We start from the raw sequence: 15,617 nt of genomic DNA, 5'->3' as shown, positions 1-15,617 counted from the left end.
TTAGGGCTTGATCCTGCTAGAGGAGGTCAGCGATCATGTACAACACAATAAGGAGGTAATTTGACCCAAGAAAAACAGCCAAACGAGAGTATAAGGCGCTCTCAGGGCAAATTTGACCCCTTCCAAGAAACTAGGCAATGGTCAGCAGCAGCGTCCGAGGAACGCTGTAAAAGAATAGCCAGAAACACAGGTAAACGATTAGTCGAAATAATCGACACAGAAGACGAACCCCTACCAATAATTTGTATTTTTGAGGACTACCCAGATGACTGAGACAGCAACCCAAATACCGTTAACCGCCTTACTTCCTATGCTGACAGCGATTGGCGAACGGGACTACCCACGTTTTAAAGAGCTTGAGATTGATTTTGCCTCTACTCACGGCGTAGAAGTGTGGGAGGATGTTTTTAATTTTCGTCTCAAGCCAGCACTGGACAAAGACTCTGACCGTTGGCTGTTAATTCAAAAATGCAGTAAAGGTTTTACAGTAGTATCAACGATATAGCCAAACACGCAACAGTGAAAGCAATTGTTCGGTATCTACGGGTTTGGTGATGTAGTCTGATGCACCGGCTTGAATACACTTTTCGCGATCGCCTTGCATGGCTTTAGCGGTCAGTGCAATAATCGGCAAAGATTTAAATCGATCGTTCTGGCGGATCGTGCGTGTTGTTTCGTAACCATCCATTTCTGGCATCATTACATCCATCAAAACGACATCAATATCTGGTGTATTTTCTAACAGGGTAATCCCCTCCCTGCCGTTTTCAGCATATAAAACCTGGATTTGATAACGCTCCAGCATACTCGTAAGGGCGAAGATATTCCGCATATCGTCGTCTACAATTAGCGCTGTTTTGCCAGTGAGTAAGTAGTCTTGTGAATGCAGTTGTTCGAGTATTTGGCGCTTCGGTGCAGGTAAATTTGCTTGGACTCGGTGTAAAAATAATGCTGTTTCATCGAGGAGACGTTCGGGCGATCGCACATCTTTAATAATGATTGTCTCGGCAATCCGTCTGAGTTCCGTTTCTTGAGCTTTGCTAATTTCTCTACCTGTATAGACAATAATTGGTAAAGTTTTACCGTGAGGTAAAAGCTTTATCTGCTCGATCAGTTCAAACCCGGTCATGTCGGGTAGCCCTAAATCGAGGACAAGGCAATCAAAATGCTGGGCGCGAATAGCTTCTAAAGCTGCTGCACCAGTGGCTACAGCAGTGGTTGAAACATCGCTGTTGCCAATCAACTCAACAATACTCAGCCGTTGAGTATCATCATCTTCGACTACCAATAAATTTTTCACCTGGCGCTCAACAAAACCTTTAATTTTGGCCAACGCCTCAGATATTGTCTCGCTGGTTAAGGGCTTTTGCAGATATGCGATCGCACCTAGTTGTAAACCGCGTTGTCTCCCTTCCTCAACGGTCATGATGTGTACGGGAATGTGACGGGTATTTGGGTCATGTTTGAGACGATCTAATACCGTCCAACCATCCATTTCTGGCAACCGGATATCTAGCAAAATGGCTGAAGGCAGGAATTGCTGCGCTAGCATTAAACCTGTACTACCGGTTTGGGCAGCTATCACCTTGAATCCTTGTTGTTGCGCCATATCGAGAAGGATACGCGCAAAATTAACGTCATCTTCGACAATTAGTAACACGCGATCGCCTCTTTCAATAGTAGTGCGATCGTCATTTATGAGTGCTGTTAGCGGATGGCTAGGGTTTAGCCCCTGCTGAGTGCTGAGTGCTGTTAGCGGATAGCTAGGCTTCAGCCCGTGGGGAATGGGGAGTGTCGATCTAGACTCAGCACTCAATTGTGGTAAATAGAATGTAAAGGTGCTACCTTCACCTGGTTGACTAATTAGTTTAATTTCGCCGCCGAAGAGACGGGCGATTTCGCGACTAATTGATAAGCCCAATCCGGTACCGCCGTATCTGCGACTGGTAGAGCCATCGGCTTGCTGGAATGCCTCGAAAATCACTTTTTGTTTTTCGGGGGCAATGCCAATGCCTGTATCGCTGACTGAGAAAGCAATCACAAGCTGGGCACAATTTAAGGTTTCGTGGTCGTTGCTCCACCCTAGCTTCGCCACCGCAATCCGTAAGCGTACCTCTCCTTGCTCTGTAAATTTAAAAGCGTTGGAGAGGAGATTTTTCAACACCTGTTGTATGCGTTTGACATCTGTATAAATGCTGTTTGGCAATTCGGGAGTAAATTCAATAACGAAGGCAAGTCTTTTACTCTGAGCGATTTGGCGGAAGGTGCGCTCAGTCTGCTCACCCAACTCTGCTAATGGCATTTGGGTCATGTCAATGGACATGGTTCCCGATTCAATTTTAGCGAGATCCAGAATGTCATTGATTAATGTCAACAAATCAGTACCGGCTGAGTAAATTGTCTGGCTGTATTCCACTTGCTTGCTGGTAAGGTTGTTATCAACGTTATCTGTTAACAATTTCGCCAAAATCAACAAGCTGTTTAGGGGTGTCCGCAGTTCATGGGACATGTTGGCGAGAAATTCTGATTTGTATTTTGAGGAAAGGGCGAGTTGTTCGGCCTTGTCTTCTAAAGACAGTCTTGCTTGTTCAATTTCGCGATTTTTGCGCTCGACTTCTTTTTTCTGCATCGCCAACAACTCTGCCTTTTCTTCTAATTCGGCGTTGGTTTGTTGCAATTCCTCTTGCTGTCCTTTGAGTAAATCTTCGGAGGTTTTGAGTGATTGGGCTTGTTGTTCTAAACGCTTGTTGGTTTCCCGGAGTTCGCTTTGCTGGGTTTGGAGTTCTTCAGCCAAAGATTGCGACTGCTTGAGTAATTCTTCAGTTCGCATCGATGCGGCGATCGTGTTGAGAACGATCGCGATACTTTCGGTAAGCTGGTCGAAGAATGTCAGATGAATTTCGCTAAAGCGGCGAAAGGATGCTAATTCAATCACTGCTGTCACTTGTCCTTCAAAAAGTACAGGTAACACTACGGCATTCAGGGGTGTGGCTTCTCCTAAACCAGAGGAAATTCTGATATAATCGCTTGGCACCTCCGTCAACAGTATTCGCTCTTTTTCTAAAGCGCATTGTCCCACCAAGCCTTCACCTAATTGGAAGCGGTTAGCTAGATGTCTGCGTTCGCGGTAAGCGTAGCTACTAATTAGTTTTAAATATGGTGTATTTTCCAGAGACTCCATCAGGAAGAATACGCCGTGTTGCGCTCCTACCAAGGGTGCTAGTTCTGAGAGAATTAGTTTAGATACAGTTTCTAAGTCTCGCTGACCCTGGAGCATTCGGGTAAACTTGGCTAAGTTAGTTTTCAACCAATCTTGTTCGGTGTTTTTCTGCGTTGTCTCTCGCAGATTGGCAATCATCTGGTTAATGTTGTCTTTAAGTATCGCTACTTCCCCTAGTGCTTCGACGGCAATTGAACGAGTTAAATCACCCTTAGTTACAGCTGTAGCAACTTCTGCGATCGCTCGCAACTGGGTAGTAAGTGTAGCAGCAAGTTCATTCACATTATCTGTCAAATCTTTCCAAGTCCCAGCCGCCCCAGGTACTCTCGCTTGTCCGCCCAACTTCCCTTCAATTCCCACTTCTCGCGCCACTGTGGTTACTTGATTGGCAAAGGTCGCTAGCGTATCAATCATCTCGTTGATTGTCTCTGCCAAGGTTTCAATTTCTCCCTTAGCATCTAACATCAGTTTCCGTTTCAAGTCACCGTTAGCAACTGCGGTTACAACTCTGGCAATACCGCGCACTTGTGCCGTCAAGTTCCCCGCCATCGAGTTAACGTTATCCGTCAAATCTTTCCAAGTCCCGGCAACACCTTGGACTTGGGCTTGTCCGCCCAACTTCCCTTCAGTTCCCACTTCCCGCGCCACCCGCGTTACTTCACTGGCAAAGGAACTGAGTTGATCTACCATCGTGTTGGTAGTATTCTTCAAATCTAAAATTTCGCCTTTGGCATCGACGGTAATTTTCTTAGATAAGTCGCCATTAGCCACCGCTTTCGTAACTTCGGCGATGTTGCGAACTTGTCCGGTGAGATTCCCCGCCATTGAGTTCACGTTATCCGTCAAATCTTTCCAAGTCCCAGCTACTCCTCTGACGTAAGCTTGTACACCCAATTTACCTTCAGTTCCCACCTCACGGGCAACCCTGGTAACTTCTGATGCAAAGGAATTAAGCTGATCCACCATTGTATTAATGGTGTTTTTAAGTTCCTGAATTTCCCCTTTCACATCGACGGTGATTTTCTTAGATAAGTCGCCATTTGCGACGGCGGTGGTAACTTCGGCAATATTCCGCACTTGCGCCGTCAAGCTTCCCGCCATGAAGTTTACGCTGTCGGTGAGATCTTTCCAAGTGCCGGCTACACCTTTAACTTCCGCTTGTACGCCCAACTTCCCTTCAGTTCCCACTTCACGGGCAACTCTTGTAACTTCACTTGCAAAGGAATTGAGTTGATCTACCATTGTGTTGACGGTGTTTTTCAACTCTAAAATTTCACCTTTGACATCAACGGAGATTTTTTTAGATAAGTCGCCATTAGCTACGGCGGTGGTAACGGCGGCAATGTTTCGCACCTGTGCCGTTAAGCTTCCCGCCATAAAGTTCACGCTATCAGTTAAATCTTTCCAAGTTCCAGCTACGCCGCGCACATCTGCTTGGACACCTAGTTTACCCTCGCTTCCCACCTCACGGGCAACTCTTGTAACTTCACTTGCAAAGGAGTTGAGTTGATCCACCATGATATTGATGGTATTCTTGAGTTCGAGAATTTCGCCTTTGACAGCAACAGTAATTTTCTTAGATAAATCACCATTGGCGATCGCAGTCGTAACTTCAGCAATGTTCCGCACCTGCGCCGTCAAGCTTCCCGCCATAAAGTTCACGCTGTCGGTTAAATCTTTCCAAGTCCCAGCAACGTCTTTCACTTCCGCTTGTACACCCAATTTACCTTCAGTTCCCACTTCACGGGCGACTCGCGTCACTTCACTTGCAAAGGAACTGAGTTGATCTACCATTGTGTTGATGGTATTTTTCAACTCCAGAATTTCACCTTTGACATCGACAGTGATTTTCTTGGATAAGTCGCCTGTTGCAACCGCCGTAGTCACTTCGGCAATATTTCGCACCTGCGCCGTCAAGCTTCCCGCCATGAAGTTTACGCTGTCGGTTAAATCTTTCCAAGTGCCAGCTACGCCGCGCACCTCTGCTTGCACGCCCAGTTTACCTTCACTTCCCACCTCACGGGCAACCCTTGTTACTTCTGATGCAAAGGAATTGAGTTGATCTACCATTGTATTAATGGTATTTTTCAACTCCAGAATTTCACCTTTGACATCAACAGTGATTTTCTTAGAAAGGTCGCCAGTTGCCACAGCCGTAGTCACTTCGGCAATATTCCGCACCTGCGCCGTCAAGCTTCCCGCCATGAAGTTTACGCTGTCGGTCAAATCTTTCCAAGTACCAGCCACGCCGCGCACATCGGCTTGGACACCTAGTTTACCCTCACTGCCCACTTCACGCGCAACCCTTGTTACTTCACTGGCAAAAGAACTGAGTTGATCCACCATTATATTGATGGTATTCTTGAGTTCGAGAATTTCACCTCTAACATCGACGGTAATTTTTTTGGATAGATCGCCATTTGCGATCGCAGTGGCAACTTCGGCAATATTTCGCACCTGTCCGGTGAGATTACCCGCCATCAAGTTAACGTTGTCAGTTAAATCTTTCCAAGTCCCCGCTACTCCCCGCACTTCTGCTTGTACGCCCAACTTTCCTTCTGTTCCCACTTCCCGCGCCACCCGCGTCACTTCTGATGCAAAGGAATTGAGTTGATCCACCATTGTGTTGATGGTATTTTTCAACTCTAAAATTTCGCCTTTGACATCCACAGTGATTTTCTTAGATAAGTCGCCATTTGCCACAGCCGTAGTAACTTCGGCAATATTCCGCACCTGTGCCGTCAAGCTTCCCGCCATGAAATTCACACTATCGGTAAGGTCTTTCCAAGTACCCGCTACCCCGCGAACTTCTGCTTGACCGCCTAATTTACCTTCTGCACCCACCTCACGGGCAACTCTTGTGACTTCTGATGCAAAGGAATTAAGTTGATCCACCATGATGTTAACGGTGTTTTTCAACTCTAAAATTTCGCCTTTGACATCAACAGTGATTTTTTTAGAAAGGTCGCCATTAGCTACCGCCGTTGTCACTTCCGCAATGTTACGGACTTGGGCAGTCAAATTCCCTGCCATCAAATTAACGTTGTCAGTGAGATCCTTCCAAGTTCCTGCTACACCCTTAACTTCTGCTTGTACGCCCAACTTCCCTTCAGTTCCCACTTCACGGGCAACTCGCGTTACTTCCGATGCAAAAGAATTCAGTTGATCCACCATCGTGTTGACGGTGTTCTTTAGTTCCAGAATTTCGCCTTTCACATTAACAGTGATTTTTTTAGATAAGTCACCATTTGCGATCGCAGTCGCAACTTCGGCGATGTTGCGAACTTGTCCAGTGAGATTACCCGCCATCAAGTTAACGTTATCAGTCAAATCTTTCCAAGTGCCAGCCACACCTTGGACTTCGGCTTGGACACCCAACTTACCCTCAGTTCCCACCTCACGCGCCACCCGCGTTACTTCCGATGCAAAAGAACCAAGCCGATCTACCATCGTGTTAACAATATTAGCAGTTTGGAGAAACTCACCTTCGAGAGGTCTGCCATCAATTTCTGTAGCGATCGTTTGGGATAAGTCACCATTGGCGACAGCCCGAATCACCCGCGTAGTTTCAGCTGTTGGTTGAACTAAATCTGTAATGAGAGTATTGACAGAAGTAACACAATGTGACCATGAACCTCGAACATCTCCGAGAGAGGCGCGATCGGCAATTTTCCCTTCTTTGCCGACAACATTACCAATTCGTTGTAGTTCCGCCGCCATCCGCTCATTTTGATCAATAATATCATTGAGCGTATCAGCTATTTTCCCCGCCACACCAGTATGATCTATGGGCATCCGAGCCGAGAAGTCACCTTGTTTAACAGCATTCAGCGTTTTTAGTAGCTGATTTAAATCTAGATTATCGCTGTCTCTAGTTAACTGTTCGGTTGCCATAGCCTTATCTCTAAAAAATTTCCTGAGTTTTTGTGTTTAAAAAAGGTTTTATCCAAGCAGAAAGTTGATTTTAACTCTCATCAGTGTTTTTAAGTTTTCTGGTACTAGCCATAGCAACAAATCTTTGGTAATTTGATTAGCTTGGAGTATGTAGTTATTTAACTGTCGAATGTCCCTGGTAATCACTGATACTGAGGCTTGCACTAGTAAGACGTACTCATTCTAATGATAACGGGGGAAATTAAAATTTCTCAACGGGCAAGGCAAGAAGGCTTGGTTAGGAAATGCCTCAATTTGGACGTAGTGGTGCGCCCCAAGTTGTCAAAGGCATAGCGCGATTAATTCAAATATTCTCCAAATCGCTACTCAATAATTTCATCATATTGATTGGTGTCGTCTTCGGGTAATTGTTTAATCTCCACCAATACATCCGTCAAAGTTTTTTCATCTAGCCATTGATGACGTTCTTTGGTGTAGTCTCCTTTACCCGGACTGAAATATTGAATAAACCGAATAGTATCGGGAACTCCCAGAGAATTGATCAAGGCATCGTAGCCCTGTTTAATAATTTCATTTTGGGTTTTCATCATTACTTTCCTCGACTTGTATTACTTCAGCCAGCCATTGAACGGGATTATTAATCAATACGTTAATTAATTGAGAGTTTTTTTGAGCTTTTTTGAAGAGTCTGTCATCTGTTGTGAGAAATACATCAGCCTGACTTCTTTCGGCGCTGGCAATGTGGGTGGCATCATAGCTGGAGAATCCTAATTTTTGAAGTTGAGCGGCTCTGTCTTCAATGAAGGTGCTATTAATAACTTTAATTTTAGCAATATCGAGTAATTTTTTGACGTTTTGTAGTCTTTCTAAATCAGGTGTTTGGTTTAATTCGGCGATTAAAGCACTGCTGTTGATCAGTTTCCAAGCCACTGATTGACATTGATTTAGAATTGTCATAACTGCCTGTGCTTCTAAATAAATACGAGATTGCGTCTGGTCATCAAACGGACGATTCAAACAACAAGCATCAAGATAGATTTTATATTGTTTGCTCATGGTGTTTACTCATTTGAATCATATTTAAGTCGGGTTGACTCCGTGAGTAATTTCTACATTATGCCCTGTTTGAGGGCTTTATAAGAAGAATTCAGAACTCAGGAGCGGAGCCGGAGACTTCCGAAAGCTAAAATTAAATCGACTATTTCTTTCTGATACTCCCGCTTTATTTCTCCTGCCAACTGTCGCAGCATTTTATCACCCACCTCTGGCAAATAGGCGCGGACAAACTGCTGCATCTGCGCTTCTGTGAGGGGTTGCATTTCCAGTTTTTTTTCAATACCCAAATCACCCCCCACCCCCAAATACCGCGTAGTAAAAATCATCGGCGTGACTCGGCGGTATTTCTGCCGAAATCCGTCTAAATCTCGTCTAGCTTCATCGTTGGGTAATTCATTCAAACCGTCTACAAGTAACAAAAATCGCCCTGTAAACAGTAGATTTTCAATCTCTATCCTGTTTAGGTTTAACTGATAGCTAGTCAAAAAGTCCCGAATTAAATCCAGCACCGAAGTTTTGTAGCGCCTTAACTCCACTAGCACGGGAATTTTCTGATTTGGTTCTCTTTGTTTCCCCTTTTGAGCTTCTTCCCACAACAAACGTTCTAAAGCTGTAGATTTGCCTGAACCCGGTCTTCCTACTAGTAATACATGGTCAGGTGCATACTTCCGTAACCCTTCGAGGATATTCAATTGTTCAATTTTTTCTCTGTCTGGTGTTTCACCTTCTCGTTGCTGTGGTACTGTTTGCACCATCAAACTCAACTCGAAGCCTCTGCGCGATTTTTTGGGTTCAAGTCTTTGACGGTCTATGGCATCAGTTGGCGTGTATAAATCTTGCCATTCTCTATATGTGTCATCCTCGGTGAGAGATTCTAGATACGTATGAAAATCTATGCTCTGGTCTGCAACCATAGTAGTCAATTGACCGAGGACTTTTAAGCACTCTTTTATATACTACACAATAAAACGCTCAATCCTTTCTATGGTGTCCGTCCTACAATAGTAAAATTGATATCCCGCAAGGAACTGAAGTTCCTTGCTAATAGCAAAAGTCATCTGAAGATGACTAAATATACTCAAAAATCTTGAGTCTACTTTAGTAGACTTTAGCTGTTATAGCGTTTCCTAATCACATGAAGTACATCATAGCCCCCTCATCGCTTGCGGGGAGGGGGTTGGGGGTGGGGTTCTTGTACCTCACTCAACTCAGAACCGCTATAGCCTGGGAATTAATTCCCAGGCGGGTGAGGAAGCTAACAGTTGACACGCCACTACGTATTTTTTCAACTCACGATCGCACCCGATACCCCATTGATAGATTCATTTGCAGAAGAAAGCTTAACAGAATCGGCTGCGAAAGAATTGGTGGGTTTGGAATTGCCTAGTACGCTTTGCTTCTTCTTGGCATTACCTCGTCGCGCACCACCCGCCATCTCGTATTCTTGGCTGTTTTTACCGTAACGGCTGCCAACTCCTAGTAACATTTTTTCTGACATCGTCATTACAGCCTTTTCTGCGTTACTCAGGTCATCTGTGAGTTTGTCAATGGTAGATAATGTAGTGTTGTAGGCAGCAAGCTTAGACCGGAGATCGTTAATTGTCATGGTGTAAGCTTGTATAGTCAATCCTTGGCCAAAGTCAAGTTCTACACTGATAGATTGTAAACTTTCAATCCGGCGATCGGCTCGTTCTAAAACGCTGGAATTTCTTTTACGACGTGCCATAATGCATCTCTGCTATTTGGTTATTAGTACTGTTTTATACCAACATATTTCTGATTGTCATGGGAAAATATAGCAAATCAGTTGCGATCGCATCTCTAAAAGCTTAGTTAATTTCACGTAGACTATATTTTATTTTAGGTAGTAAATAAGTTAGTTACAACAATTGCTGCAATGATTTAAGCGTTTATTATATATGAAATAGCATTTGTTGCAAAGTATTAAACATTTGCAAGAAAAACTTAAGCATTTCTTATATATGGAATAGCATTTGTTGCAAAGTATTAAACATTTGCGGCAACGGCTTATACATTTGCAAGAAAAACTTAAGCATTTCTTATACATGGAAGAGCATTTGTTGCAAAGTATTAAGCGTTTGCGGCAACGGCTTATACATTTGCCAGTAAAACTTAAGCGTTTCTTATAAATGAAGTAATATTAGCTGCAAAGGTTTAAATTTTCACAGTCTCAAGCGTAGGAGCGCTTGATTTTAAGTTTTAACGCATCTACTTTCTAAACCGTCACCCCCTCCAACTCTTACCAAAGAACCAAAATCACCCGCCGGATTAGAAAACAATCTCGCCGATACATTTTCCACACCTTGAGCTTTTAAAGCTAAGAGGATGTTTTAAAAGTCCTCTTGTCGGTAACAAAACGTTTTAGATCCCCCTAAATCCCCCGATAAATTGGGAGACTTTGATTCCGGTTCCCCCCTTTTTAAGGGGGGCTAGGGGGGATCAATAAGTGCCTAAAATCACAACCAACTACTTTTAAAACATCCTCTAAAGCATGTCTTCTAATAAAATTCTGATCTTCCGGTTCATCACCATCAGCCGCCCGTTGAAATAAATCATCTAACAATTCGATACTAGGGTGGGGGAATTTCTAAATCTTTGCAAATCTTGATAGCTAGAATATCAACAATCTCAGTATGTCTTGGAACTGCCGAGGTTCTGTTGTTTGATGAATTGTAATAAATCGTATGCCTTCCACCCTCCCGAAGAAACAAACAGCCGTTCTTTTCCAAATGGCGAATCAATTCACGTCTTTTCACTATAATTTGACAGTAATCTGTTCACGGACGACATCTTTACCGGAGAGTTGTTGCTCTGCGAGTTCCCGATTTGATATTAGAATTAACTCTATCGCTTCCCGTAGACTTTCTCTAGCTTCTTCCAGCGTTCTCTCTTGTATATTAGCGCCGGGTAACTCCTGAACGTAGCCGATATACCAATCATCTATCTTTTCAAATACAGCAGTAAAAGAGTTTTCCATTGTTGGATGCTTCAGAACCAAAGTTTATATTTTGCCTTGTATAACTAACATATTAAGTCATTGCAGACTCCTTTTTCAGCGCTTACCTCTAAACATTCTTTGATTGCCTCTTGAATATTTTACTATGCTTCTTGTTCAGTCTTTCCTTATAGCGTTTCCTAATCACATGAGGTACATCATAGTCCCCTCATCGCTTGCGGGGAGGGGGTTGGGGGTGGGGTTCTTGTTCTTGTACCTCACTCAACTGAGAACCGCTATAACCCATCTTCATTTGGAAATATAGTAATCATCAACTTCATAATTTATCCCTATTTACTAAACTGTCACTCCTTCCAACTCTTCATCTGTCAACTCATATAATTGACGCAGCTTATCTAACTTCTCACCATCAGCTTCCCAAAAACCCCGCCCATGCGCTTCCAACATTCTCCCTAAAATATTGCGAAAAGCTTCAGGATTTGCCTTACGTAACTTATCCGCCATCTCTGCATCTAATGCATAAGTATCTGCGGCTTGATCATAAACCCAATCATCGGTAAAATCGGCAGTACCACCCCAACCAATCAACGCCGTCATCCGTTGGGAAATTTCAAAGGCACCACCAGAACCTTGATTCGCCATTGCTTGCGCCCATTTGGGATTTAGCAACTTGGTGCGATACTCCATCCGCAACAAATCATCTAAATTGCGCGGTGTAGTATCCTTCGAGAAACTTTCCACAAAACTGGTTGTAACCTTCTTACCGCCTTGTTTTTCTGCTGCCCTTTTCAAACCGCCAGTATTAGCGTAATATTCTTGAATATCAGTTAAACCATATTCTACCGAATCGATTTCTTGAACAATGCGATCGCTAGTTTTTAACAACGTATTCAACACTTCCGGTCTAGCTTGACCTTTATCTTCTCTCCCGTAGCTAAATACATTGCGACTTTGCCAAGTATTACCTAACTCCTCGCCAGATTCCCAGTTACCATCCACGACACGATCATTTACCAAAGAACCAAAATCACCCGCCGGATTAGAAAACAATCTCGCCGATACATTTTCCACACCTTGGGCTTTTAAAGCTAAAGCATGTCTTCTAATAAAATTCTGATCATCCGGTTCATCAGCATCAGCCGCCCGTTGAAATAAATCATCCAACAATTCGATGATATTTACAAAACTATCCCGAAAAATGCCAGACAAATTACCCAACACATCAATACGGGGATGTCCAACTTCCGCCAACGGCTTCAACTCATAACGAACAACCCTACCAGTTCCTTCCTTAACAGGTTCAGCCCCCACCAATTCCAACAGAATCCCCAAAGATTCACCCTTAGTTTTAATCGCATCCAATCCCCATAACATCACCGCCACCGTTTCCGGATATTTGCCACATTCATCCAAATGCTGGGCGATAATTTTTTGAGCAATTTCCCGTCCCCGTTGGTATGCAGCAGGTGAAGGCATCCGATAAGGATCTAAAGCATGAATATTTCTCCCTGTCGGTAACACACCAGCCCCATCCCGCAACAAATCCCCACCAGGCGCAGGCGGAATATATTCCCCATTCAACCCCCTTAACAAATTCGTTAACTCATCCGTAGATTGCATCAACAAATCTGTAATTAGCTTTTCTTCCTCTCTATGTGGTTCATTTTCCTCCCCAAAATAAGCCTCCAAATACGACGCCAATTCCTCCTCATTTGGTGCTTCCCCCAAAGTATGTAACCCAGAAGAAAACAACCGATTTTCTAAAACCTGCAAATATTCATACAACTCCACCAAATAATCATCAAAAGCATGACTGCTAAACATCCGAATATTTTCAGGAGTAAACGCAATCCCCAACCGTTTAGCATCCTCAAACGGACAATCTGCATCTAAACCAGAGTCCACAATTTTTTTACAAATCCCTTCCTTCAAGACATAATTCTTTTGCGGATCTTCCCGATACTCTGAAATCAAATCTCGCAATGCCACCAATTCCTTATACAAACCTGCACGACCATAAGGCGGTACATTATGAGAAATTAACACACCATAACCACGACGTTTTGCCAACATCGATTCCGAAGGATTATTCGCCGCATATATATATAGATTAGGCAAATTTCCTAACAGAATATCCGACCAAGAATAACCCGTATTACCCAAAGGGGAACCAGGCAACCATTCCACCGTCCCATGCATTCCAAAGTGAACTAAAGCATCAGCTTGAAACTCATTTTGTAACCATTTATAATAAGCAGCATATTGGGGATGGGGCGTTAAATCTCGTTCAAACATTAACCGCATCGGGTCGCCTTGTATACCCAAAGGTGGTTGTACACCTATCCACACATTTCCTAATTGCACACCGCCAATTTGGAATTCATCCCCATAAGTTTTAATTCCAGTCCCCGTTAGAGATTTCCATTGTTTTTCAATGCGGGAGGTTTGCAGATATCCCAACCATTTTTCTAATGTGCGAACATTTACACTACTTGTGGGGTGGGCATCTTGCCCGCCATTATCTAGGGGCAGGCGAGACGACTGCCCCACAAGAGGATTAGTTTCATCCGCTTCTTTTACCCAGCGAATCAATTCTTCTCCATCATCAGGTAAATCTCCCACGGTATAACCTTGTTCTTTAAGTGCGTGGAGAAACTTCAGCAGACTACGCGGCACATTTAATAATGCAGCTGTCCCCACAGCACCATAACCTGGAGGAAACCCATACAAAATAATCGCAATCTTGCGTTCCGATGCAGGTTTTTGCCGCAAAGCCACCCAACTTTTCACTCTACCAATTAATCGCTGCACCCGTTCGGGAACCAGATAAATATTTTCGCCCACCAAACCACCAAGGGGAACGGTATCAATAGCCCCATCCAATTCTGGTAACGCATACAACACGACACTTTGTAATCCGCCCACACCTTGGCGCGTCCACGAGGAAATATCTTGAATTAATAGTGGTGCGGCAATCATATAAGGTACATTCTTGGCAGTGAGGATGCGCTTGGCTACTTCCACTTGACGCCCTGCTTCCATTGAACCAGCCGGGCCACCCACCAGAGGAAAGCCAATTGTCGAAACGATCGCATCTACTTTAACTGCTTCACTAGATAGTGAGGGAGTCTCGATATTACCTAGTTGTCGTTGCTGAATTTCATAGTCGGTAGTCATTAAATCTCGTACCGCTACGTGTCCTTCCACGCCGTTGATGAAAATAGGTAAAGGAGTTAACCCGGCTTTTTCAAAACTGCGAATTAGTTGGGGAATGTAAGGCTGTTTGGTGATGACGTGTTTTCGGTAGAGAAGAATTCCCACAATGGGTTTTGTACCATTAGATCCCCCCAACCCCCCTTTGTAAGGGGGGCTAATATTCCCCCCTTTGTAAGGGGGGCTAATATTCCCCCCTTTGTAAGGGGCGCTAATATTCCCCCCTTTGTAAGGGGCGCTAATATTCCCCCCTTTGTAAGGGGGGCTAGGGGGGATCTTCTGATACCATTCCAGATACTCACGGGGCGATTCAAAAAACCCTTGATAGTCGGGATGGAGTAATCCGATATTGGGGGTTTCGACTAGCGGGGGAATGTCGCCGACTTTTAAACCCAAGTATTTTTCTGCCAGTATCCAGAATAATGAAGCGACGTTTTCTGAACCGCCAGCATTCCAGTAACCATAGATAATTAACCAGTTGCGTAAGTCTTGGACTTTTTGCACTGGTACATATTTCAGTAGTTTGGGGCCAATTTTTAAGAAGCTGATGTAACCAGCGAGTTTGTCTTCTTCTCGTCCGTTGCTAAATTTGTCGAGGATGAATTTAACTGGTTTGGGCATTCCTTTGGGGTTGTCGCCAATGGCAAAAATACCCAGCTTGGTTAAACTCATCAATTCCAAGGCTGACTCAAACACCAGGCGGATGGGAATTTGGGCAATGCGATCGCAAAGCCACACAACTTGGTCATAATCAAATAGTAGGCTACCGAAAAACACATCAGCGCCATTAAGTGCTGTTTCTACCTCAGTGCGTTTGTTGGTAAGATCGCGATCGCTAAATACCCGAATATCCAACTCAGGACAGCGAGAGTTCGCCAAAAAGGCTGCTTTCCTGTACAAGTCAGCGTTAAACGATTCAAACCCAGCAACCAAGACGATGCGTTTCATGCCTGTAAGCTACGAAATATTTCTTTACTTAAATTTTAAACGTGCTTCCACGCTGATTGTTAAATATCTACCCACAGATTCCGGTCAGTAATTGCTTGAGGTAGTTAAGGCTTCACTATCACCACTGCCTTTCGGATATTTTGATTTCAAAACAGTTGCGATGTGCTGAGTCAAATACAGTCCCTCATTGAACTCTTTTGATTCCTGTAACGCTTCCTAGCAAAAATTAACTTGTTATTTCCGATTTTGATAACTTATAATAGTTGTGTTTTTAGTTACAATATACCTTTGAATTAGTGGATTTTACAC

At 43.8% G+C, this 15,617-nt stretch carries 10 protein-coding genes and 1 pseudogene; 2 read left to right on the top strand and 9 right to left on the bottom strand.

Going from position 1 to position 15,617, the window contains the following annotated elements:
* Window positions 1-60 precede the first annotated feature (60 nt).
* Together V7K62_RS06925 and V7K62_RS06920 are read left to right on the top strand one after the other, a co-directional pair.
* Window positions 61-273: a hypothetical protein gene (locus V7K62_RS06925; RefSeq protein WP_334863005.1), complete on the top strand. Its 213-nt coding sequence runs from the start codon at window positions 61-63 to the stop codon at window positions 271-273.
* Window positions 266-505, top strand: coding sequence for a hypothetical protein (locus V7K62_RS06920; RefSeq protein WP_099101018.1), 240 nt, complete (start codon window positions 266-268; stop codon window positions 503-505). Before V7K62_RS06925 ends, V7K62_RS06920 begins: the two co-directional genes overlap by 8 nt.
* Here V7K62_RS06920 and V7K62_RS06915 read toward each other — a convergent pair.
* From V7K62_RS06915 to bchH, 9 genes and pseudogenes are all read right to left on the bottom strand, one after another.
* Window positions 494-7,114: a HAMP domain-containing protein gene (locus tag V7K62_RS06915; protein WP_334863003.1), complete on the bottom strand. Its 6,621-nt coding sequence runs from the start codon at window positions 7,112-7,114 to the stop codon at window positions 494-496. The two genes, V7K62_RS06920 and V7K62_RS06915, sit on opposite strands and share 12 nt — an antisense overlap.
* A 362-nt stretch (window positions 7,115-7,476) precedes the next feature.
* On the bottom strand, window positions 7,477-7,701 hold the full coding sequence (locus V7K62_RS06910; RefSeq protein ID WP_334863063.1) for a hypothetical protein: 225 nt from the start codon (window positions 7,699-7,701) through the stop codon (window positions 7,477-7,479).
* Window positions 7,685-8,170 carry a PIN domain-containing protein gene (locus V7K62_RS06905; RefSeq protein ID WP_251955518.1) on the bottom strand — a complete coding sequence of 162 codons (486 nt, stop codon included), beginning with the start codon at window positions 8,168-8,170 and terminating at the stop codon, window positions 7,685-7,687. The genes V7K62_RS06910 and V7K62_RS06905 overlap by 17 nt, the downstream gene beginning before the upstream one ends.
* A 98-nt stretch (window positions 8,171-8,268) precedes the next feature.
* Window positions 8,269-9,084: an NACHT domain-containing protein gene (locus V7K62_RS06900; protein ID WP_334862998.1), complete on the bottom strand. Its 816-nt coding sequence runs from the start codon at window positions 9,082-9,084 to the stop codon at window positions 8,269-8,271.
* A 371-nt stretch (window positions 9,085-9,455) separates the two neighbouring features.
* Entirely contained in the window at window positions 9,456-9,896 is a 441-nt protein-coding gene (locus tag V7K62_RS06895) for a hypothetical protein (RefSeq protein WP_334862997.1), read from the bottom strand.
* Between the two features lie 514 nt (window positions 9,897-10,410).
* Window positions 10,411-10,760: pseudogene (locus V7K62_RS31485) on the bottom strand (hypothetical protein); the annotation flags it as partial.
* A gap of 1 nt (window position 10,761) precedes the next feature.
* Complete coding sequence (locus tag V7K62_RS06890) at window positions 10,762-10,947, bottom strand: type II toxin-antitoxin system HicA family toxin (protein ID WP_334862995.1); 186 nt, start codon at window positions 10,945-10,947, stop codon at window positions 10,762-10,764.
* Window positions 10,947-11,168, bottom strand: coding sequence for a type II toxin-antitoxin system HicB family antitoxin (locus tag V7K62_RS06885; RefSeq protein ID WP_334862993.1), 222 nt, complete (start codon window positions 11,166-11,168; stop codon window positions 10,947-10,949). Before V7K62_RS06885 ends, V7K62_RS06890 begins: the two co-directional genes overlap by 1 nt.
* A gap of 315 nt (window positions 11,169-11,483) precedes the next feature.
* The gene (gene bchH, locus V7K62_RS06880; protein ID WP_334862991.1) at window positions 11,484-15,308 is read right to left on the bottom strand and encodes a magnesium chelatase subunit H; all 3,825 of its coding nucleotides are present in this window, start codon (window positions 15,306-15,308) and stop codon (window positions 11,484-11,486) included.
* Window positions 15,309-15,617 lie beyond the last annotated feature (309 nt).

This window comes from Nostoc sp., assembly GCF_036917935.1.
Classification (GTDB): Bacteria; Cyanobacteriota; Cyanobacteriia; order Cyanobacteriales; family Nostocaceae; genus Nostoc.
The sequence above is the reverse complement of the archived record's forward strand: the minus strand, read 5'-3'. Positions and strand labels throughout refer to the sequence as shown.

Excerpts from the sequence above, each read along its gene's own strand:
- V7K62_RS06920 (WP_099101018.1), top strand. The coding sequence starts at position 266 with ATGACTGAGACAGCAACCCAAATACCGTTAACCGCCTTACTTCCTATG.
- V7K62_RS06915 (WP_334863003.1), bottom strand. The coding sequence starts at position 7,114 with ATGGCAACCGAACAGTTAACTAGAGACAGCGATAATCTAGATTTAAAT.
- V7K62_RS06910 (WP_334863063.1), bottom strand. The coding sequence starts at position 7,701 with ATGAAAACCCAAAATGAAATTATTAAACAGGGCTACGATGCCTTGATC.
- V7K62_RS06905 (WP_251955518.1), bottom strand. The coding sequence starts at position 8,170 with ATGAGCAAACAATATAAAATCTATCTTGATGCTTGTTGTTTGAATCGT.
- V7K62_RS06900 (WP_334862998.1), bottom strand. The coding sequence starts at position 9,084 with ATGGTTGCAGACCAGAGCATAGATTTTCATACGTATCTAGAATCTCTC.
- V7K62_RS06895 (WP_334862997.1), bottom strand. The coding sequence starts at position 9,896 with ATGGCACGTCGTAAAAGAAATTCCAGCGTTTTAGAACGAGCCGATCGC.
- V7K62_RS06885 (WP_334862993.1), bottom strand. The coding sequence starts at position 11,168 with ATGGAAAACTCTTTTACTGCTGTATTTGAAAAGATAGATGATTGGTAT.
- bchH (WP_334862991.1), bottom strand. The coding sequence starts at position 15,308 with ATGAAACGCATCGTCTTGGTTGCTGGGTTTGAATCGTTTAACGCTGAC.